The 19,555-nt window shown below is 66.6% G+C and carries 24 protein-coding genes; 9 read left to right on the top strand and 15 right to left on the bottom strand.

Features of this window, described 5'->3' with window-relative positions:
* Position 1 precedes the first annotated feature (1 nt).
* The 5 genes from ilvC to M0R89_RS16825 all read right to left on the bottom strand — a co-directional run bounded on the left by ilvC (position 2) and on the right by M0R89_RS16825 (position 5,212).
* The gene (ilvC, locus tag M0R89_RS16840) at positions 2 to 1,063 is read right to left on the bottom strand and encodes a ketol-acid reductoisomerase (RefSeq protein ID WP_248650239.1); all 1,062 of its coding nucleotides are present in this window, start codon (positions 1,061 to 1,063) and stop codon (positions 2 to 4) included.
* Positions 1,056 to 1,772 (bottom strand): acetolactate synthase small subunit, encoded by a 717-nt coding sequence (ilvN, locus tag M0R89_RS16835; RefSeq protein ID WP_248650238.1) that lies wholly within the window; start codon positions 1,770 to 1,772, stop codon positions 1,056 to 1,058. Before ilvN ends, ilvC begins: the two co-directional genes overlap by 8 nt.
* Positions 1,769 to 3,514, bottom strand: a complete 1,746-nt coding sequence (gene ilvB / locus M0R89_RS16830) for a biosynthetic-type acetolactate synthase large subunit (RefSeq protein WP_248650237.1) — start codon at positions 3,512 to 3,514, stop codon at positions 1,769 to 1,771. Before ilvB ends, ilvN begins: the two co-directional genes overlap by 4 nt.
* Before the next feature lie 159 nt (positions 3,515 to 3,673).
* A complete protein-coding gene (locus M0R89_RS23325; RefSeq protein WP_256478412.1) occupies positions 3,674 to 3,802 on the bottom strand; it encodes a hypothetical protein in 129 nt (42 codons plus the stop codon).
* 153 nt (positions 3,803 to 3,955) lie between these two features.
* Positions 3,956 to 5,212: a LeuA family protein gene (locus M0R89_RS16825; protein ID WP_438267685.1), complete on the bottom strand. Its 1,257-nt coding sequence runs from the start codon at positions 5,210 to 5,212 to the stop codon at positions 3,956 to 3,958.
* A gap of 311 nt (positions 5,213 to 5,523) precedes the next feature.
* Here M0R89_RS16825 and M0R89_RS16820 point away from each other — a divergent pair, with 311 nt between their 5' ends.
* The 3 genes from M0R89_RS16820 (at position 5,524) to M0R89_RS16810 (ending at position 9,058) form a co-directional block, all read left to right on the top strand.
* Positions 5,524 to 5,973: a ferritin-like domain-containing protein gene (locus M0R89_RS16820; RefSeq protein ID WP_248650236.1), complete on the top strand. Its 450-nt coding sequence runs from the start codon at positions 5,524 to 5,526 to the stop codon at positions 5,971 to 5,973.
* A gap of 248 nt (positions 5,974 to 6,221) precedes the next feature.
* On the top strand, positions 6,222 to 6,926 hold the full coding sequence (locus M0R89_RS16815; protein ID WP_248650235.1) for a DUF7504 family protein: 705 nt from the start codon (positions 6,222 to 6,224) through the stop codon (positions 6,924 to 6,926).
* 8 nt (positions 6,927 to 6,934) lie between these two features.
* The gene (locus tag M0R89_RS16810; RefSeq protein WP_248650234.1) at positions 6,935 to 9,058 is read left to right on the top strand and encodes a caspase family protein; all 2,124 of its coding nucleotides are present in this window, start codon (positions 6,935 to 6,937) and stop codon (positions 9,056 to 9,058) included.
* 1 nt (position 9,059) lies between these two features.
* Here M0R89_RS16810 and M0R89_RS16805 read toward each other — a convergent pair whose 3' ends face one another.
* Positions 9,060 to 9,206, bottom strand: coding sequence for a DUF7503 family protein (locus M0R89_RS16805; RefSeq protein ID WP_248650233.1), 147 nt, complete (start codon positions 9,204 to 9,206; stop codon positions 9,060 to 9,062).
* Positions 9,207 to 9,364: 158 nt separating this feature from the next.
* On the opposite strand from M0R89_RS16805, the gene M0R89_RS16800 reads away from it, so the two are divergent.
* Positions 9,365 to 9,670 (top strand): DUF5779 family protein, encoded by a 306-nt coding sequence (locus M0R89_RS16800; RefSeq protein WP_248650232.1) that lies wholly within the window; start codon positions 9,365 to 9,367, stop codon positions 9,668 to 9,670.
* Positions 9,671 to 9,777: 107 nt separating this feature from the next.
* On the opposite strand, the gene M0R89_RS16795 is transcribed toward M0R89_RS16800, so the two are convergent.
* The gene (locus M0R89_RS16795) at positions 9,778 to 10,461 is read right to left on the bottom strand and encodes a VOC family protein (protein WP_248650231.1); all 684 of its coding nucleotides are present in this window, start codon (positions 10,459 to 10,461) and stop codon (positions 9,778 to 9,780) included.
* 116 nt (positions 10,462 to 10,577) lie between these two features.
* Between M0R89_RS16795 and M0R89_RS16790 the strand changes: the two genes are divergently transcribed.
* Positions 10,578 to 11,252 carry a hypothetical protein gene (locus M0R89_RS16790; RefSeq protein WP_248650230.1) on the top strand — a complete coding sequence of 225 codons (675 nt, stop codon included), beginning with the start codon at positions 10,578 to 10,580 and terminating at the stop codon, positions 11,250 to 11,252.
* Positions 11,253 to 11,376: 124 nt separating this feature from the next.
* Complete coding sequence (locus M0R89_RS16785; protein WP_248650229.1) at positions 11,377 to 13,470, top strand: hypothetical protein; 2,094 nt, start codon at positions 11,377 to 11,379, stop codon at positions 13,468 to 13,470.
* A gap of 3 nt (positions 13,471 to 13,473) precedes the next feature.
* Here M0R89_RS16785 and M0R89_RS23320 read toward each other — a convergent pair whose 3' ends face one another.
* Complete coding sequence (locus tag M0R89_RS23320) at positions 13,474 to 13,608, bottom strand: DUF7503 family protein (RefSeq protein WP_256478411.1); 135 nt, start codon at positions 13,606 to 13,608, stop codon at positions 13,474 to 13,476.
* A gap of 229 nt (positions 13,609 to 13,837) precedes the next feature.
* Here M0R89_RS23320 and M0R89_RS16780 point away from each other — a divergent pair, with 229 nt between their 5' ends.
* On the top strand, positions 13,838 to 14,251 hold the full coding sequence (locus M0R89_RS16780) for a JAB/MPN domain protein-containing protein (RefSeq protein ID WP_248650228.1): 414 nt from the start codon (positions 13,838 to 13,840) through the stop codon (positions 14,249 to 14,251).
* Here M0R89_RS16780 and M0R89_RS16775 read toward each other — a convergent pair whose 3' ends face one another.
* Positions 14,252 to 14,461 carry a ribbon-helix-helix domain-containing protein gene (locus tag M0R89_RS16775; RefSeq protein WP_248650227.1) on the bottom strand — a complete coding sequence of 70 codons (210 nt, stop codon included), beginning with the start codon at positions 14,459 to 14,461 and terminating at the stop codon, positions 14,252 to 14,254.
* 89 nt (positions 14,462 to 14,550) lie between these two features.
* Positions 14,551 to 14,826, bottom strand: coding sequence for a DUF7111 family protein (locus M0R89_RS16770; protein WP_248650226.1), 276 nt, complete (start codon positions 14,824 to 14,826; stop codon positions 14,551 to 14,553).
* Between M0R89_RS16770 and M0R89_RS16765 the strand changes: the two genes are divergently transcribed.
* Positions 14,800 to 15,219 carry a PadR family transcriptional regulator gene (locus M0R89_RS16765; protein ID WP_438267669.1) on the top strand — a complete coding sequence of 140 codons (420 nt, stop codon included), beginning with the start codon at positions 14,800 to 14,802 and terminating at the stop codon, positions 15,217 to 15,219. The genes M0R89_RS16770 and M0R89_RS16765 overlap by 27 nt on opposite strands.
* Here M0R89_RS16765 and M0R89_RS16760 read toward each other — a convergent pair.
* The 4 genes from M0R89_RS16760 to M0R89_RS16745 all read right to left on the bottom strand — a co-directional run bounded on the left by M0R89_RS16760 (position 15,208) and on the right by M0R89_RS16745 (position 17,756).
* Positions 15,208 to 15,390 carry a hypothetical protein gene (locus tag M0R89_RS16760; protein WP_248650225.1) on the bottom strand — a complete coding sequence of 61 codons (183 nt, stop codon included), beginning with the start codon at positions 15,388 to 15,390 and terminating at the stop codon, positions 15,208 to 15,210. The genes M0R89_RS16765 and M0R89_RS16760 overlap by 12 nt on opposite strands.
* Positions 15,390 to 15,998: a hypothetical protein gene (locus M0R89_RS16755; protein ID WP_248650224.1), complete on the bottom strand. Its 609-nt coding sequence runs from the start codon at positions 15,996 to 15,998 to the stop codon at positions 15,390 to 15,392. Before M0R89_RS16755 ends, M0R89_RS16760 begins: the two co-directional genes overlap by 1 nt.
* Before the next feature lie 191 nt (positions 15,999 to 16,189).
* Positions 16,190 to 17,332: an acyl-CoA dehydrogenase gene (locus M0R89_RS16750; protein ID WP_248650223.1), complete on the bottom strand. Its 1,143-nt coding sequence runs from the start codon at positions 17,330 to 17,332 to the stop codon at positions 16,190 to 16,192.
* Positions 17,333 to 17,390: 58 nt separating this feature from the next.
* Positions 17,391 to 17,756 (bottom strand): winged helix-turn-helix domain-containing protein, encoded by a 366-nt coding sequence (locus M0R89_RS16745; protein ID WP_248650222.1) that lies wholly within the window; start codon positions 17,754 to 17,756, stop codon positions 17,391 to 17,393.
* Between the two features lie 109 nt (positions 17,757 to 17,865).
* On the opposite strand from M0R89_RS16745, the gene M0R89_RS16740 reads away from it, so the two are divergent.
* Positions 17,866 to 19,164: an MFS transporter gene (locus tag M0R89_RS16740; RefSeq protein ID WP_248650221.1), complete on the top strand. Its 1,299-nt coding sequence runs from the start codon at positions 17,866 to 17,868 to the stop codon at positions 19,162 to 19,164.
* On the opposite strand, the gene M0R89_RS16735 is transcribed toward M0R89_RS16740, so the two are convergent.
* Complete coding sequence (locus M0R89_RS16735; protein ID WP_248650220.1) at positions 19,161 to 19,400, bottom strand: hypothetical protein; 240 nt, start codon at positions 19,398 to 19,400, stop codon at positions 19,161 to 19,163. The genes M0R89_RS16740 and M0R89_RS16735 overlap by 4 nt on opposite strands.
* Positions 19,401 to 19,555 lie beyond the last annotated feature (155 nt).

Below are 19,555 nucleotides of genomic sequence, written 5' to 3'. Positions count from 1 at the left end.
GTCAGTCGTCCGCGGTAACTTTCTCGGATTCGCTGTCGTTCTCGGTCGATTCGTCATCGGTCTCTTCCGCCCACGCGAACAGGTCGCGGAGGCGTTCGCCGACGTCCTCGATGTCGTGGTTCTTCTCGGCGATGCGGCGCTGGCGGTAGGACGGCCGGCCCGCCTGATTCTCGGCTATCCACTCGCGGGCGAACTCGCCGTTCTGTACCTGCTCCAGAACCGCCTCCATGTTCTCGCGAGCGGTCTCGTCGACGACCGCCTCACCGCGGGTCAGGCCGCCGTACTCGGCGGTGTCAGAGACCGAGTCCCACATCGCGCCCATCCCGCCCTCGTACATGAGGTCCACGATGAGCTTCATCTCGTTCAGGCACTCGAAGTAGGCCATCTCGGGGCTGTAGCCCGCGTCCACGAGGGTCTCGTAGCCCGCCTTGATGAGTTCGGTCACGCCGCCACAGAGGACCGCCTGCTCGCCGAACAGGTCGGTCTCGGTCTCTTCCCGGAACGTGGTTTCGACTACGCCCGCGCGCGTACAGCCGATGGCCTCCGCGTACGCCAGCGCCTGCTGTTTGGCGTCGCCCGTGGCGTCCTGATACACCGCGAGCAGGCCGGGCGTCCCCTCGCCGCTCTCGTAGTTCCGCCGGACGAGGTGGCCCGGCGACTTCGGCGCTATCATCGTCACGTCCACGTCCGCGGACGGTTCGATCTGTCCGTAGTGGACGTTGAACCCGTGGGCGAACTGGAGGGTGTCGCCGGCCTCCAGTTCGTCCTCGATGTCGGCGTACACCGCGGGTTGGACCGTGTCGGGCACGAGGACCGAGACGACGCTCGCCTCGCTCGCGGCCTCGACCGGAGTCGCCACGCGCAGGCCGTCGGCCTCGGCGGCCTCCCGCGACGAGGAGTCCTCGCGCAGGCCCACGACTACGTCCACCCCGCTGTCCGCGAGGTTCTGGGCGTGAGCGTGGCCCTGACTCCCGTAGCCGAGGACGGCTACGGTCTCGTCTTCGATGTGCGAACTGTCCGCGTCGTCGTCGTAGTAAATCTCGGTGTCGAATTCGTCAGTCATCGTATGTTCCCGTTTTGACTTCGTCTGATTGCTCGTCGGTGTCTTTCGCGTGGCCCGGTTCCTCGCCGGGCGTGGTCGGGGTGTCGCCTCGCGCCAGCGCGGTCTGGCCGGTTCGGGCGATTTCGATGATGCCGAACTGCCGGAACGCGTCGATGGCGTCGTCTATCTTCTGCTGGTCGCCCGTAATCTGGACCGTGATGGTCCGCGGCCCGGCGTCGAGGGTCCGGCCCTCGTACATCTCGGTGATGGCTTGGACCTTGTCGGGTTCCTCGCCCCGGACTTTCAGGACGACGAGTTCGGCCCGAACCGCGTCGTCGTCCAGTTCGCCCACCTGAATCACGGGCTTCAGCTTCGCGAGTTGCTTCTTCACTTGGTCGATGCCGGGGTCGGTCTCCTCGACCACCAGCGTGATTCGGGCGTGGCCCTCGACGGTGGTCGGACCGACCGTCAGGCTCTCGATGTTGAACTGCCGCCGGGAGAACAGCCCCGACACCCGCGAGAGGACGCCGGGTTCGTGTTCGACCAGCGCCGAGACGACCGCGGTCCGGTGCTCGGGTTCGGCCTCGGCCTCGGGGTCGATGCGGATGCCCTTGGCGTTGCGCCGCCCCTCCGGATGCGGTCGCTCGTCCGGCGAGGGCCCCGGCATCCCGTTCCGGGGAATCTCGGGGTGCGGTTCGCTCCCCTCGTCGGACGCGTCGTCGCTGCTCATAGTTGGTCCTCCGAGAGGGCGAACTTCCCGTTTGCTCCGCCGCTGGGAACCATCGGATAGACGTTCTCCGCGGGGTCGATGTGGAAGTCGACGACCGCCGGACCGTCGTACTCCAGCGCCTCCTCGACGGCGTCGGCGACTTCGTCGTAGTCGTCGACGCGCAGGCCCTTGGCGCCGAACGCCTCGGCCAGTTTGTCGAACTCCGGACACCAGTCGTAGTCGGCGGCCATCTGTCGGCCGTCGAAGAAGGCGTCCTGCCACTGGCGGACCATCCCGATGTAGCGGTTGTTGAGGACCGCGACGGTGATGTCCAAGTCCTCCCGGACCGCGACCGAAATCTCCTGCATCGTCATCAGGAACGACCCGTCGCCGTCGAAGCAGACGACCTGCTGGTCGTCGTCGGCCGCGATTCGCGCGCCGATGGCGGCCGGAACGCCGTAACCCATCGTGCCCAGACCGTGCGAGGAGACCCACGTCCGGGGACTCCGGTAGGTCCAGAACTGGGCGGCCCACATCTGGTGCTGGCCGACGCCGGTCGTCACGACGGCGTCGTCGTCGGTCGCCTCGTCGAACGCTTCCACCACGAACTGTGGCTTGAGCGGTTCGTCGTCGGGCGTCGCGTAGGCCAGCGGGTACTCGTCTTTCCACGCTCGGCACTGACTGCGCCACTCACGCGTCTGGGGCGAGCGGTCCATCTCGGCGTCGAGGCGTTCGATGGCCGTCGCCGCGTCGCCGACGACGGGGTAGTCGGCGTGGACGTTCTTCGAGATTTCCGCGGGGTCGATGTCGACGTGAACGACCTCGGCCTCGGGCGCGAACGTCTCGACGCCGCCCGTGAGTCGGTCGTCGAACCGGGTGCCGACGGCTATCAGGCAGTCGGTGTGCGTGATGGCCATGTTCGCGTAGCCGGTGCCGTGCATCCCGGCCCACGACAGGCAGAGTTCGTGGTCCTCGGGCATCGAACCGATAGCGGGCATCGTCGTCGCCACCGGGATGCCGTGTTCCATCGCGAACCCGCGGGCCTCCTTGCAGGCGTCGCTCTTGACGACGCCGCCGCCGAACAGGAGCAGCGGTTTCTCCGCGCGTTCGATGGCGCGGGCCGCGGCCTCGACCTGTTCGTCGTCGGGGTCCTCCTCGACCGAGTAGGTCTCGGGTGTCTCGGCCGGACCGGGTTCGGCGTCGGTCTCGGCGAGGGTCGTGTCCTTCGGCAGGTCCACGAGCGTCGGGCCGGGTCGGCCCTCGGCCGACAGCGCGAACGCCTCGCCGACCGTGTCGCCGACCGTGTCGGCGTCGCCCGCGAAGTAGTTGTGCTTCGTAATCGGCGCGGTGACGCCGGTCGTGTCGGTCTCCTGGAACGCGTCGGAGCCGACCATGTGCGAGGGGACCTGCCCGGTCAGCGCGACCATCGCGTCCGAGTCCATGTCGGCGTCGGCGATGCCGGTGACGAGGTTGGTCGCACCGGGGCCGGACGTGGCGAGACAGACGCCGGGTTCGCCCGACACCACGCCGTAGGCGTCGGCGGCGTGGGCAGCGCCCTGCTCGTGGGCCATCGTGACGTGCTGGAGGTCCGAGTCGTACAGCGCGTCGTAGACGGGCATTATCGCGCCGCCCTGCACGCCGAACAGCGTCTCGGCGCCGGCGCTTTCGAGGGCGGCGACGACCGCCTCCGCGCCGGTTTCGACGCCGGTGTCGGTCTCGGCGTCGTCGGCCGCGTCGGACTTCGGCGGTGCGTGTTCACTCACGCCAACCGACCCCCGGAGAGGTTCGTCTGGCGTCGTTAGCTGGCGGTGCCGCTGGGTTTCTCGGTGTCGTGCGATTCCGTGTCACTGATGGTCGAGCGCGTACTGGTCGGTTCGAAAACGATGCGGAACGTCGGGTCAGAGAAGTGGTGTTGTAGGGGCTCAGGCCCCTACAATAATCGCGCGCTCGACAGTCGCACTGCTGGCGGCCGGTGCGCCCGCTGCGTCCGCCGCGAGCGTGCGCCGAGACGCGAGGCGTCTCGTGCCGGTGGCAGTCGGTGACTGTCGCATCGTTACTGGGAACGTACCGACCCCGACGTTCATAACCCTTTCCCGTGGCGCAACCATTGCGCGAAGGTCGCGGGAGTGTCACACGCCCGCTTGGGGGCCCCGTCGGACCCGCCGCGCGCGGCTGGCAGTGCGAGGCGAACCCGGGGGACGCCATCAGGCGCTGACCTCCTGTTCCTCTCGGGCGACCCCTACGTCGCGGGCGAACCGCTCGAGGTCGTCGACCGTGACGCGGTTCTTCTCCGCGCCGTAGTCTTTCACCCGGCGAGTGACCTCGCGGACCTCGCCGTCGGTCGGCGCGAAGCCGCGGTCCTCCAGTCGCTTGCGGACCGAGTTCGCGCCGGTGTGCTTGCCCAGCACGAACTCGCGCTCGGCGCCCACCATCTCGGGCGTCATGACCCCCGGCTCGAAGGTGTCGGAGTTCTCGATGACGCCCGCGGCGTGGATGCCCGACTCGTGGGCGAACGCGTTGTCGCCCGTGACCGGCTTGTTCGCCGGGACCGGGACCTCGCTGTACTCCTCGACCATCCGGGAGATGTTCGCGATGCCGGTCGTGTCGATGTCGGTATCGACGCCGTAGACCGACTCGACCGTCATCACGACCTCCTCGTAGGCGGCGTTGCCGGCGCGCTCGCCGATGCCGTTGATGGAGACCTGCGCTTGGTCGGCGCCCGCTTCGAATCCGGCGACGGCGTTGGCCGCGGCCATGCCGAAGTCGTCGTGAGTGTGAACGTCGATGCGGGCGTCGGTCCAGCTATCGACCTCGCTCACGAGGTCCCCGAACCGGGTCGGGGTCGCGACCCCGCAGGTGTCGGGGATGTTTATCCAATCGACGCCGACCGCAGAGACCGCTTCGACCACCTCTCGCAGGTAGTCCTCGTCGGTCCGGGTGGCGTCCATCGGGGAGAACATCGCCGTCGCGCCCGCGTCCTTCACGCGCTCGACCGCGTTCACCGAGCGTTCCACGACCTCCTCGCGAGTGGCGTGCATCGAATCCTCAATCTGCACGTCGCTGGTCGAGGCGAAGACGTGGACCATCTCGACGCCGGAGTCGAGCGCGGCCTCTACGTCTTTCTCGACTACGCGGGCCAACCCGCAGGTGGTCGCCGAGGTGTCCGCGGCGATGTCGCTGACCGCCTCGAACTCGGCGTCGGAGTTGACCGGGAACCCTGCCTCGACGACGTGGGTGCCCATCTCGTCCAGCGCGGCAGCGATGGCACGCTTCTCGTCGTAGGAGAAGGACGTACGGGGAGCCTGTTCACCGTCGCGTAGGGTCGTGTCGAAGACCCGCGCGGACTCGAATTCGCCGTTAGTTTTCAACGTACCGTCGAAGAACTCGACCCGCCCGACTGGTATCGGACGAGTGCATGTCGTTGTCAGACATTGTACTCCGTCATGGAGCGCTTCCCGTATTTAAGCCTACCGCTGTAACAGGTCGAGTATCTCGACTTACATATTCGCTCGCGGACGGCCGAGACCGAAATCGCCCGAGGGAAACGTCCTGTAACTATCGGGGATTCCTTAACCCTCCTTATATCACGCTCGCTAACCAGAATTGTAATCGCTATCAAAATGGTTGATTTTCAAAATTCGAGTCCAGAATATTCTCGGGCGCGCCGAAACGACGGTGCCTGTCGCTCGCGGACGCCCCGGTCGTGCGATGACCGCGCGCAGACTGTCACCGCCGGAACAGTAAGAAGGCTGGCGAACGTATCCTCGGGCGTATGACGAACCAAGAGGTCACGGACCTGCTTAAGAAGGCGTACAGCGACGAAATCGAGACCGTGATGAACTACCTGACGAACTCGATCATCCTCGACGGCGTGAGCGCGGAGGAGGTCAAAGAGAGCCTCGAAACCGACATTCAGGAGGAACTCAACCACGCCGAGATGCTCGGCCAGCGACTCAAGCAACTCGACGAGCGTCCGCCCGCCTCCTACGACTTCGAGGCGCGCCAGGAGAGTCTCCAACCGCCCGAGAACAGCACCGACGTGCTGTCGGTCATCAACGGCGTCCTCGACGCCGAGGAGGACGCCATCGAGACGTACCGCTCGCTCATCTCGGCCGCCGGCGACGAGGACCCCGTGACCGAAGACATCGCAGTCACCATCCTCGCCGACGAGGAGGCCCACCGGACCGAGTTCCGCGGGTTCAAGCGCGAGTACGACGAGTGAGGCCGCGGCGTCGTCCGCACCGCCGGGTCGCCCCGCGACGGGTCCGAAACACCATCGCGCGTTCGGTCGCTGACCGCACTCGCGTTTCAGCCGTCACGCTTTAACTGATTGGCACTCATTCTCATTGCACGTATATCGCGGAATCGCTACGTTGCTCATCGTTCGCACACGTAGTCAGGGAGAGTCATCTATTCGCACCTGGAGGAATACAAAATTTTATTTCCGGCCCCTCTGTCGTATGAGACGAGATGTCACTCCAGCGGGCGCGATTTCGCGGGGACTGCTCGACCGACGAGTTTCAGGAGGTGTTGAAACGGCTGAAGCACGACGGGTGCAATCTCCTCGTCACCGGTGCCGTATCAGAGGACGTGACCGTCAAGGCGACTCGGACGCTGCTCGGCGCGTCGAACGCCGAGCGCAAGCGGGTCGTCGCGCTGGCCGACTCCCGAACGGAGACCGTCCGCGAACGACTGCCGCCGGGCGTCGAGTCCGACGACCCGAACGTGTGGTTAATCGACCAAGACGCCCGCCAGCGGTCGGTGCCGAAGGCCGTCGAGAGCGCCGCGGTGACGATCCCGTCCGCCGACGCCGGTCAGAGCGCGCTCGGCCGTCTGCGCGAGGAGATAATCGCCGCCATCGACTACTTCTCAGACGCCGACGGCGGACTCGAACCCGCGGAACTCCGCCTCTCCGTCTCGTCGCTCGCCCGCATGGCACACGAACACGACCCCGACCGCGTCGCTCGATTCGTGCGCTCGGTCTCGGCGATGGTTCGCGGGGTTCACGGGATGGCCCACTACCACCTGCCCCGACCCGACGACGACGGGGTGGTCGAACGGCTCTCGCCGCTGTTCGACGCCCGTATCGAACTCCGGAAGCGCGACGGTCTCCCGACCGAACAGCGGTGGCACGTCCCCGAACACGACCAGACGACCGAATGGGTGCGTCTGTGAGGTGATCCATGGACCCGACGTTTACGGTACACGCTGAACGCAACGGCGTCGAGATAGCTGACCCCATCGAGAACGCCCGCTTCGAACTCCACACGCCGTCCCCGGTCGACCCCTCGCCCGTGTCGACCGACCGATTCTACTTCCCCGTCGACTCCGCAGTCGCCGTCGAGACCAGCGCCGTCGGGGTGCCGAAACTGGCCAACGTCCTCGTCCGCACCCAGTCGGGCGAACTCGTGGCCGACAACGCCGACCACGTCGACCGGTCGCTCGACCCCGGAGCGTACGCTATCGAACTCAGCACAGCGCCCATGAAGCTCTACCTCTCGGTCGAAAGCGCCCTCGACGTGCGCCACGACGAGGCGGCCGTCACCGTCGACTTCGGCGGCCCGACCGAGGTGGCGGTCGGCGCGCGCTCGTTCCACGACCACCCCGCCGCCACGGTCACGACCACGCCCGACCCCGTGGGCGCGATGGACGCGATTTCGCTCCTCGGGTCGGCGCTCAAGACGACCAGTCCCGAGCGCTCGTTCCCGACCCTGCGGGGCCACCCGCCGCTCGTGGAGTTGGGCGACGAGTTCGACGCCCCCGACGCCATCGAACGCCCCGACACGGAGGTCCGCCTCGAACTCCCCGCCGACTACCAGTACGTCTACCCCGCAGCGCCGCTGGCGTACTACCTCGGAGCGGAGGTGGTCCCGAACGACCGCCCGAGACTCGTCACTGACGCGGGCTTCGAGTACGACCTCGACGGTCCGCGGGGCTACGAGACGACAGTCGGGCGCGTCCTCCGCCAGACGTTCTTCTTCGACTGCGTGACCCGAACAGAGGGCTACTATCGGGTGGACCTCCACGAGCGCGAGGCGGTCGAACCCGACGTCGAGTTGGACTTCGCGGCGCTCTACGACCGGACGCCGGCCGAACGACTCGAAGCGTACCTCTCGGTGCCGTTCGGGGAAGTCGCCGAGTACGTCCCCGACTGGAACCTGACGACCGACGTGATGGCCACTCCGAACAACGTCGAGGTGTTACCGTTCGTCGCCGCCGACCTCGCGCTGGTCCGGTGTCCCGGCGAACCGACGGGCGCCTCGGTCAGTCAGACGCCGAAACCGCTCGGCGAGTTCTTCCGGAGCGACGCGGACGGCGCGGCGGCGAGCGACGCCTCGACGCAAACGGAGTTCACGCGAAGCGCGACAGACGACAGCGCCGCCCCGGTCGAGCAGGGCGATATCTTCACCCCGGAACCGGTCGAGACGGTCGGACACGCGTGGGTCGGTGAGGGGTTCCCCGTCGGCGCGAACAAGGCCACCGTCGAATCCTACCGACGGCGCGCCCGTCGGTCGGACTCCGACAAGACCAGCATCGAGATTCACGTCGTCTGCAACGACGAGCGCATGAAAGAGGAGGGCGTCGTCGAGGAGTTCTACGGGCTTCGGGACCTCCTTCAGTTCGACGTGTCGGTCCACTACGAACTCACGACCGACGAACTCCGCGACCTGTTGGCTGAGTCCGCCGACTTCCTCCACTACATCGGCCACGTCGACGGCGACGGGATGCGGTGTCCCGACGGTCACCTCGACGCCCGGACGCTCTCGGAGGTACACGTGAAGGCGTTCGTTCTCAACGCCTGCCGGTCGTACGCTCAGGGCGAGGCCTTGGTGGAAGCCGGGAGCTACGGCGGTGTCGTGACGCTGTCGGAGGTCGCCAACAGCGTCGCCACCGACGTCGGTCGGACGCTGGCGCGACTGCTCAACTGCGGGTTTCCGCTCCGGGTCGCACTCTCGGTGGTGAAAGATGCCATCGGACCGGCGTATCAGTACACCACCGTCGGCGACGGCGGATTGACGCTGTGTCAGAGCGAGAGCGGAACGCCACTTCACTTGCAAATCGAAGCACTGGATTCTGGTAATTACGAGGTTGACTTCCGGACCTATCCAAGCCCGAGTCACGGACTCGGCTCGATGCAGAAGCCGAATCTGCCTAGAGTGAAAACTCGGTATCTTGCGTCAGGTGTCGTTGATACGTACGAGCTTAGTGCTGCGGAACTCGCCGACTTTCTCCAATTGGAGGTTCTCCCTGTAGAGTTAAACGGCAATCTCCGCTGGAGCGACGATATTTCCCCGGACGAACTGTAGTTTACGGTCCTGCATTCGTACTTGCACCGTTCGCCGCCACGTTTCCGGCCTGCATCAACAGCAGACACATTGTGAACAGTGCGCCCATCATCCGGGGATGCGATTCGAGGTACGCTGCCAGACTTTCGTGCGCCGTGGTTTGTGCCATGACCACTCGTGGCAAGCACGCCCTACGCATTGAATCTGTTTAAAGAATGGTAATAGAAAATTTCTTGAAAAAGGTTACTGCCGTTCATTTAAAATGTTCGATTATCGAACGGCTCTCAGGGGGCAAGGATTTTGCCGGGGGAGCGAGAGCGAGCGGGTATGACCAGTGGTTTCGACCTCGACCTCCAAACGGTCGAACAGGAGATAACGAACGGCGACGACGACACGGAGGGCATCGACCGACGAATCGTCCTCGGTGAACTGGACGGGGAGACCGACGAGCGCGAGTGGTTCGAGGTCATCGACCGCGGCAACGTCCTCGTGTTGGCGGTCGAGGGCGAACTGTCGGAGCTGGCGGCCGACCTCGCGCCGCGGGTCAAAGAGCGGGGCGGAAACCTGATTCACTTCCGGAAGTTCCTCATCGTGACGCCCGACGACGTGAGCGTGGACACCGAGCGACTTTGAAACGGTGATTCTCGGGCGCCGGAACGGGTTCTGTCGGCACCGATTCGGCCCGTGCCGGAACCCAACCGTCGTTATCGGGGGCGGGCCGTGACCGTCGGGAGCTAGCGTCAGGTGCGACGGAACGTGAGGTAGTGGCCGTCTGGGTCCCGAACTCGCGTCCCGCCGTCCACCTCGGCGACCGCACAGGCGTCGTCGCGGACCGCGTCGGCCGCGGCCGCAGGGTCCTCGGCCGCGAATCCGACGTCGACGTGGAGTCCGCCGCGCGCGTCGGCGATGCCGAGTTGCGGTTCCCAGAGTTCGAGGTCCACCGGTCCGCCGAGTCGGAGTCGGCGACGCTGCTCGCCGCGGTCCACGACTTCGAAGTCCAGCGACCGGTAGAACGACTCGGCGCGCGCGAGGTCCTCGACCTCCAGCACGATTTCGAAGACGTCGGTGATGGCGGCGTCGCCGTCGCCGACGCCGCCGATTTCGACGCAGTTGCCGTCCGGGTCGTAGAAGTACAGCGACTTCGCGCCGCCGAAGTCGAACTCCGCGAGGTCGAACGACTCCGCGAGGCGGTCGTGCCACTCGTCGTACCGGTCCGGGGGCGCGGCGAAAGCGAAGTGAGTGTGAACGCCGCCGCGGGGCACCGCGCCGGGTTCCCGGAGGACGAGGTTCGCCCCGCCCGCGTCCAAGACGACTTCGCCGTCGCTCTCGCGGACCACCGACAGGTCGAGGTGGGTCGTGTAAAACTCGCGGGCGCGGTCCAGATACTTCGCTTCGAGCGCCAACCAGCGCAACCCCGAGAGCATGGGTTCGTGTACTCGCGCACGGCGCTTAAACCCTCGCGGGCGCGCCGCGCGAGGACCGTATCGAGACCCTGCGAGCGTACAGGAGCGTTTTGTGGGTTCAGTCCGTAGGTCCGGACATGCCGCTGAAGAAGACAGAGCCCGCGACCGAGTACGAGGAGATAGACCGGTGGGACGAGGGCGTCGGGTGGATAGCTCACCCCGACGAGACGATGTTGCGGGCCAGCCACGCGCTCGACACGGCGGCGGGGGTCTGGGTCGTCGACCCCGTGGACGCGCCGGGAGTGGACGACCTACTCGAGGAGTTCGGCGACGTGGCGGGCGTCGTCGTCCTCCTGAACCGCCACTACCGCGACGCCGACGCGTTCGCTCGCCGCCACGACGTGCCGGTCTACGTTCCGGCGTGGTTCGACAAGGTCCCCGAGATGGAGGCCCCGATTCGGCGGTTCGACGCGACGCTTCCGGGCACCGACTACCGAGTGCTGACGGTCACCGACACTTTCGGGTGGGAGGAAGCGGCGCTCTACGACGAGGACGGCGGAACGCTGGTAGTCGCCGAGAGCGTCGGTAATGCGCCGTACTTCACCACGCCCGGCGAGCGCATCGGCGTCCATCCGATGGTGCGACTCACGCCGCCGTCGGCCCTGCGCGGACTCCGACCCGAGCGCGTGCTGGTCAGTCACGGCCGCGGCGTGTCGGACGACGCGGCGCGCGCCCTCGAAGACGCGCTGGACGGCGCGCGACGACAGACGCCCAAACTCTACGCCGAAAACCTGCGCATGCTACTGCGTTGACAGTCGAAGCGACAGACAGGTGTCGAGTCCGCCGATAATTTTTTTGCTTTACCGGTCATATTGTGAAAAACATGAGTTCTCTCCGAGGGGTAGAAACGCGCCAGAAAAAGCAGGGGGTGCGCCCGTGACGCTGTCGTTCGAGGCCGCATCGGAGCGGCCCGGCGTCGAAATCCGGGACCGAATCGAGCGGCGCACGTACACCGTCGGAACGTCCGGGCCGGTGTCGCCGACGCCCGCCGACACCGACGAGTTCAGATTTCCGGTAGATGCCGCGGTCGCCGTCACCACCGAGACCGTCACGCTCCCGACGTTCGTCGCGACGTACGTCCGGGGCGCGGCGGGCCGGATGCAACTCGAAGTCGGCAACGAGACCGACCGACGGCTTCCGTCGGGGCGCTACGACGTCGAGTTGTGCGCGCCGATGAAGTTGTACCTCGCCGTCGAGGGGCCGATGACGGTGACGGCCACCGACGACGGAATCCGATTCGCGTTCGAGTCGGCGACCACGGTGCGGGTCGGCGCGCGGTCTCACCACGAGCGCCCGGCGGTGACCGTCACCACCACCGAGGACCCCCGGGACGTGATGGCCGCGTTCTCGACGCTCGGTTCGGCGCTCAAGACGACTAGTCCCGAGCGCTCGTTCCCGACCCTGCGGGGCCACCCGCCGCTCGTGGAGTTGGGCGACGAGTTGGCGATTCCCGACGCGCTCGACGTTCCGGAGACCGGCGTCCGCATCGAGTTGCCGCCCGACCGGGGCCACGCCTGCGTCGCCGCGCCCCTCGCGTTCTACCTCGGGGCGCGACAGGTGCCGGTCGACGACGGGAGCGCGCCCCGAATCGTCACCGACGAGGGGTTCGCGTACGACCTCGACGGGCCGAGAGGGTTCGAGGAGGAGGTCGCGCGGACGCTCAAGCAGACGTTCTTCCTCGACTGCGTGACTCGGACCGAGGGGTACTACCCGGTGACGTTGCACGAGCGCGAGGCAATCGAACCCGCGGTGGAGTTGGACTTCGCGGACCTCTACGACCGGTCGCTGGCCGAGCGACTCGAAGCGTACCTCTCGGTGCCCTTCGAGGTGGTCGAGGAGTACGTTCCGACGTGGAAACTGACCACTCACGTCGAACCCACGCCCGAGAACGTCGCGTCGGTGCCGTTCTTGGTCGACGACCTCGCGGTCGTCCGGACGCCCGCGGCCCGGCAGACGACCCACCGCGCGGTCGCGTCGTCCGGCGAACTCACGCGCGACGGCGACTTCACCCGGAGTTCCTCGGAGTCGGGCGGAACCCGGCCGGTGGTCGAACCGGAGGGCACCGACTCGGTCGAACAGGCGTGGCTCGGCGACCACGCGCCCGTGGACGCCAGCAAGGCCACGCCCACGGCGTTCCGCAACCGCCTCGCACAGGAGACTGACGCCGGCGACATCGAAATCTCGGTGGTCTGCAACGACACCGCGATGGACGAGGAGCGCGACATCGCCGCCGAGGTGTACGGCTCTCGGGAGAGTCTGCCGTTCGACGTGACGGTTCACCGCGACCTGCGCACCGACGAACTCCGCGAGGTACTGGCCGAGGAGACGGCGTTCCTCCACTACATCGGCCACATCGACGACTCGGGGTTCGAGTGCGCGGACGGACACCTCGACGCGGCCGACGTGGAGTCGGTCGGCGTCGAGGCGTTCGTGTTGAACGCTTGCCAGTCGTACGACCAGGGGATGGAACTCATCGACGCCGGAAGCGTGGGCGGCGTCGTCACGCTCAGCGACGTGATAAACAGCGGCGCGGTCCGGGTCGGCAAGACGATGGTTCGCCTGCTGAACCGCGGGTTCCCGCTCCGGGCCGCGCTCTCCATCGCCCAGAGTCGGAGCATCGTGGGCAACCAGTACATCGTCGTCGGCGACGGGAACCTCGACGTGGTTCAAACCGAGAGCGGGTCGGCGTTCCTCTGCGTGGTGGAGACCGGCGACGGCGACGGTGAGAAGCGAAGCGACGACGAGTTCGAGGTGACGCTCCGGAGTTACGTCTCGGGGGACGGCGGCATTGGCGGGTTCTTCAGGCCGCGGTTCGGGGAGTCCGACGACTACCGCTTGACTTCTGGCGACCACGGCCCGTTCACGATGACTCGCGAGGAACTAGGGACGACGTTGGCGATGGAGAACTTACCGATGAAAGTAGACGGCGAATTTACGTGGAGTAACGCGTTCGACGCGGACGAAATCTGATTTTTACGGACCGTAGCAGGTCACTGCGATTCCGGCGGACGCGTTTCCGGCCTGCGTGAGCAGGAGCAGCATCGTGAACAGGACGCCCATTTTCCGGGGATTCTCTGCGAGGTACGACGTGATGTTGGATTCGGACATTGCAACAACCTCTAATAGCTATGGTAATATAAAATATTCTATATTTTTCAAGACATGAAGGCGTCTGACGTAAGTCAGACGGACGGCGTACTCCGTGAAATACGTTCTCACTTGTCTTCCAGCTGTCTCGTTCGAGGCTGTCCCCCAGTTTCGTCGGTGACCGCCGGCGGCTCGGTCGGGTCGCCGCTCGGGGCAGTATGGTTATACGGGGACGGCCCAAAAGGGAGGTGTGGTCTACGTAACTCGGGGGTTGGTGGACGTGCTACTGGGCTTCGCGGCAGACGCCGAACCCGAGGAACTGACGGTGTCGCTCGCAGTCACTCCCGCGGCCGACTTAGAGGGTACCGAGGGCGTCCCGCCGGACGCCCCGGTGTTCACGCACTTCTATCCGCCCGACGCCGGCAAGTCGATTACCGCGGTATTCGGCGTCGACCTATCGGTCCCCGCCGGGCAGACGCAGGGCCGGTTTATCTCCCATCCGCGGGGCAACCTCGAAGTGGACAAGACCGACGACCTCCACGAGGCGATTCTGGTCGCGGTGCCGCCGTGGGACGAGGCGTCGCTGGCCGCGTTCGACCGGTCTGGCCGAAAGCAACCGCTGGAGGTCGTGGACGCCCGACCGCCGACCGAATCGCTGTCGTAGCTACTCCAGATAGCCCAGTTCTCGGAGTTGCCCGGTTATCTCCTCGAACTCCGCCTCCGTGAGTTGACCCTCTTTCTGGTGCTGGATGACGATGCTCCGGAGCAGAAAGCGCACGAGGTCGCTCGTGCTGGAGAAACTCGTGCCTTCGATGGTTCCTTCGACGCGGTCGGCGAGGTCCTTCGGAATCGAGACGGTGGTGTACTCGGTCATGGGGGCAACTGGGGCCGCCCGCGGGATAGATGTTGTCCTCCGGTCGGTCGCGGTGCCGAGGCGGGCGCGCCCTCCGGTCGGCCGACGCCTCACATTCCCATGTCCTCGGCGTCCTCGGGCACCGGCAGGTCGTGGGGCGAGACGCCGAGTAGTTCCGCGACGTGGTCGAGCGCCATGTCGAACCCGTAGTAGCGTTCGAGTTCGTCGCCGTCGGCGCTCGGCCGGACCTTCAGCATCGCGTAGCCCTCGACGTTCTGGGCCACCGCGGCGGTCGAGCGGTCGGACTCGAATTCGAGGACGCGCTCGTCGTCGGTCTCGTAGTAGCGCGCGGTGATGCCGTGGTCGGCGGTCTCGTGGTCGGTCATGGCTGGCGGTTCGAGTCGGCGATAGTCGAAGCTACCGGTTCGGTCCTCGGGCGTCCCGGAAGCGCAAACGTCGTGGTCGCTCGGCCGGATTGCTCGACCGTGACCCGATGGCTCCAGAGCGGGCGACGGCGCGACCTCTGCGTCCTGCTGTACGACGCCGAGGGACTCCGCGGCCAGTCGCTCAAGACCCGACTCGAATCGCACTACGACGGCCACTTCGACTCGAAGTCGTTCTACGGCGCGCTCGACTGGTTGATTCAGCAGGGGTTCGTGGAGAAGCGCACCGAGGGGATTCACGAGGTGTACGCGCTGACCGAGGCGGGCGAGCGGCGGGTCGAGGAGCATTTCGAGTGGATGCGTGAGAAAGTCGGAGAGGACCACTCACCGAAATAGCCCGTACTGCGTTCCGACCGCCAGCACCGCGAACACCGTCAGCAGGCCGGCGACGACGATTCCGAGCCCGCCGCCAATCGGAAGCCAGCCGACGCCGACCAGCACCGCGCCGAACAGCAGACCGACCGTGGGAAGCCAGACGAAGCGAGCCCGAAGGAGCGACCCGTACATCACTCCGACTCCTCGGAGTTCTCGTCCTCGACAGCGACCTCGTGGCGAACGACCGAATCCGGAAACGACGCGTCGGTGGTCTCGCCGCAGGCGACGCTCTGCGAGCGGTCGGGTGCGAAGGTGATGATTTCCGCGGAAGCCCGGGTACAGAATCCACTGTTGTCGATACCGAGGTGTTCGAGGCGGGGAGACGACTGGCCGGTGCTGACGACCTCGATGGTCGCAGCGTCTTCTTCGACGTTCCGAATCGACAAGCGGAGCGTCGAGCGGGCCGGAACGCGGTGGGTGGCGGTCGTAATCGCGCCGTCGGCCGGTTCGACTGCCGTGGCGTTCACGATGGCCCACCCCGGAATCGGCGGACCGCCGGCACCGTCGAACGTCCGCGTCGTTCCGTTCTGGAGCGTGAACGTCACGGGGACGGTCGATTGGTTCGGCGGGAGTTCGACCACGTAGACCGTGACCTCGAACGCCTCGTCGTAGTGGTTGTTGAACACGTAGTTGGCGGTCGCTCGGCCGCTATCGGTATCGAGTCGTGTCGCTGTCGGTGCAGTACATCCGGCGAAGACGAACAGGAGCGCGAGCGTCGCGTGGAGCGCAGGGCGATTCACGTTGGACGAATGTCAATTCTGGCGGCGAGAAGATAAATCTTCCCGCGCTAATCGGTCGGAGACGTTCGTCCTCAGGCCAGCAGTTCGTTCGCGATCGTGCTCCGGAAAGCCTTCGCGGCGTCGGCGCGTCCACGCCGACGCTCGCTCGCCCTTTCCAGGTCCACCGAGGCGGTGGTTTGGAGCCAGTTCGCTCAGTCCAGCAGTTCGTTCGCGATGGTGTTCCGAAGCACTTCGCTCGTCCCCTCGTAGATTTCGTTCAGTTTCGAGTCCCGGTAGTAGCGCTCGGCCGGGAAGTCCTTGGTGTAGCCGTAGCCGCCGTGAATCTGGATGCCCTCGTTGGCGACCTCACGGGAGATTTCCGAGGCGTATAGCTTCGCCTGCGCGGCCTGCTTGATGTAGTCCTCGCCGCGCATCTTCCGGTCGGCCGCTCGGTGCATCAGCATCTTGGCGGCCTGCACCTTCGTGTCCATGTCGGCCAGTTTGTGCTGGATGGTCTGGAACTCCGAAATCGGCTGGTCGAACTGCTCGCGGTCCTGCGAGTACTCGAGGGCGTCTTCGAGAGCGGCGCGCGCGAGTCCGATGGACCGGGCCGCGATGGTGATGCGGCCGCCGTTCAGCGTCTTGAGCGCGTGGACGAAGCCGCGGCCCTCCTCGCCGAGCAGGCGGTCTTCGGGGATGCGCATGTCGTCGAACCGCAACTCGGCGGTCGGACAGCCCTTGTCGCCGAGTTTGTCCTCGGTGCCCTCGACGTGGAAGCCGTCGTCCTCCTCGGGTCGGACGACGAACGACGAGATGCCCTTGTTGCCCGCCTCCGGGTCGGTCTTGGCGAACAGCGTGACCGTGTCCGCGACCGAGCCGTTGGAAATCCAGAGCTTCCCGCCGTTTATCACGTACTCGTCGCCGTCCTTCTCGGCGGTGGTGTCCATCGCGGGCACGTCCGACCCCGCACCGGCCTCCGAGAGCGCGAACGCGCCGATGTCCTCGCCGCGGTTCAGCGGCGTCAGATACTCCTGTTTCTGGTCCTCGTCGCCGAACTCGTAGAGCATGTTGCCCGCGAGGCTAGTGTGGGCCGCGACGACGGTGCCGAGGCCGCCCGACCCGCGCGAAATCTCCTCCAGTCCGATGGCGTAGGAGTGGTAGTCGAGGCCCGCCCCGCCGTACTCCTCTGGGAACGGCATCCCCATCAGGCCGAGGTCGGCCATCTTGTCGACGAGGTCCTGCGGGAACTCGTCGGCCTCGTCTATTTCGGCGGCACGAGGCTTTATCTCCTCGTCTGTGAACTCCGCGACCATGTCGCGTATCTGCTTTTGCTCGGCGGAGAGACTGAAGTCCATGCGCAAAAGTTGCGGCCACGCTACCCTTTAGTTTTCCCTTCCGAGCGGGGCCGCCGACTCACCGCCACGGCGGCGTCAGGTGGACGTGGAAGAGTTTCTCGCAGTCCTCGTCGCCACAGACCGGACAGGTCTCCTCGGGTGCGACTTCGCCGGACTCTTCGGCCGAGGCGCGGGGGTCCACCGCCGAGACGACCCGCGACCCGGCGTGACCGAGTTCGTAACCGCCGTCCGCCTCCCGGACGAAGTACGAGCAGAGCTTCGTCAGGTGGTAGTTGAACTTTCCCGTGTCCCGAATCCCCGTCCGCTCGCGCAGTTCGGTGAACGACAGCGGGCCGTCGGCCTCCGCGAGTTCGCGCAGGATGGCGACCCGAATCTCGTTGCCGAGAACGTCGAGCGCGTCGGTCACGTCTGGCGAGTCGGCCATGCGAGTCGTTGCTCGGGCCACGACAATCAATTTCCCGAAAGACATACGATTTGTTACAGAACTGCGCTTCGCCGAACGCTGAAGGCGTCGCCGGTCGTCGCTCCCGGCCGTGACCGAATTCGAGTTCCGCGCCGCGGTCGGGCGTCGGGTCGCCGTCCTTCGGAATCGCCCGTTCCGCCGACTCCTCGCCGGCCGAACCGTGAGCGTCCTCGGCGACGGGTTCTACGCCGTCGCCGCGATGTGGTTGGTCTACGACCTGACCGGTTCGACCGCGTACACGGGTCTCGCCGGGTTCCTGACGCGTGCTCCGGGCGTCCTGAAGGTCCTCGTCGGTCCGCTGGTAGACCGGTTCCCGCTCGGCCGGACCATCACCCTCTCTGAAGTCGCGCAGGCCCTGCTCGTCCTCGTCGTACCGCTCGCGGCCGCGGCGGGACGCCCGTCGGTCTGGGTCGTGTTGGTCGCCATGCCCCTGCTCGCGCTGGCGAACCTGTTCTCGGGACCCGCCCAGAACGCCGCGGTGCCGCGCCTCGTCTCCGACGAGCGGATGGTCCGAGCCAACTCGGTCGCGAAGGTGGTCGGCAAGACCGCGGACGCCGCGGCCCGTGCCGTCGCCGGTGCGGTCGTGGCCGCGACCAGCGCCGTCGCGCTCTACGTGGTGGACGCCGCGACGTTCGTTCTCGCGGGGAGCGTCTTCGCCTCGCTGTCGATTCCCGAGCGCGGGCGAGGACCGGACGAGGGGGCCGAGAGCGCCGAGTCCGCGCTCGACCTCGACGGTTATCTCGCCGACCTGCGCGAGGGGTTCGGCGTCGTCTCTGGGTCCGTCGTCGGTCTCATGCTCGCGGGGAGTATGCTGGCGAACTTCCTGACGGGCGTCGCGCTCGCCGTCCTCCCCGCCTTCGCGGACGCGGTCGGCGGAGCCGAGACCTACGGCCTGCTCCTCGCCGGGATGACCGTCGGCGGCGTCGTCGGGTCGATGCTGGCGGCCGCGGTGGACGGGGTTCCGCTCGGTCAGACGGTCGTGGTCGGTTTCGTCGCCGCGGGACTCGCGTGGGTCGGCGCGGTCGCCCTCCCGGGGAGAACCGCCACGGTTGCGCTGTTCGCGACATCTCGCGTGCCCGTCGGCGTCTACAACGTCTCGGCGTCGGCGACGCTTCAGACCGGCGTGCCCGACGAACTCCTCGGTCGCGTGACCGCCCTCGTCGGGAGCGCGTCGAGTCTCGTCCTCCCCGCGGGGATGTTGCTCGGCGGGGTCCTCGGCGCGCGACTCGGAAGCCGAACGGTGATGCTCGCCAGCGGGGTCGGGTCGGTCCTGCTGGCGGCGTACTGGGCGGCCGTCCCCTCGCTCCGGACCTTCGGCCCGCCGAACGCGGTGTCGTCCGGCGAGTTCGGCGGGTCGGAGACGGTCTAAAACAGCTTTCGTCGGATGTCGTCGGCCGTAATCGCACCCTGCAACAGCCACGACGCCGCGGGGTGTTTCGGCGCGACGCTGGCCGCACCGAGCAGCAGGAACGCCCGCTTCGGCTTGCCGTTTCGCAGCGCGAGCGCGGCTTGCAGGACGAACGACGCGACGTTCAACCGGTTCTTCTGGAACTTCAGCGGCTTGCCGACGAGGACCTTCGCGGCGTCTCTCGGGGTCGGAATCATATCTAATTCGACGCGCTCGGCGAGAATAAACGTTGGGTGGCCGACCTGTGTCGTTTCGGACGGCGGCGAGTCCGGAAGCCGCCCCGGAGAATCGGGGGCGGTCAGGGGCGAATCGGGGCCTCTCGGGTCCGCGTCGGGACTACCGCCCGCCGCAT

The organism is Halorussus limi (assembly GCF_023238205.1).
GTDB lineage: Archaea > Halobacteriota > Halobacteria > Halobacteriales > Haladaptataceae > Halorussus > Halorussus limi.
This window is presented reverse-complemented; position numbering and strand designations above follow the sequence as displayed.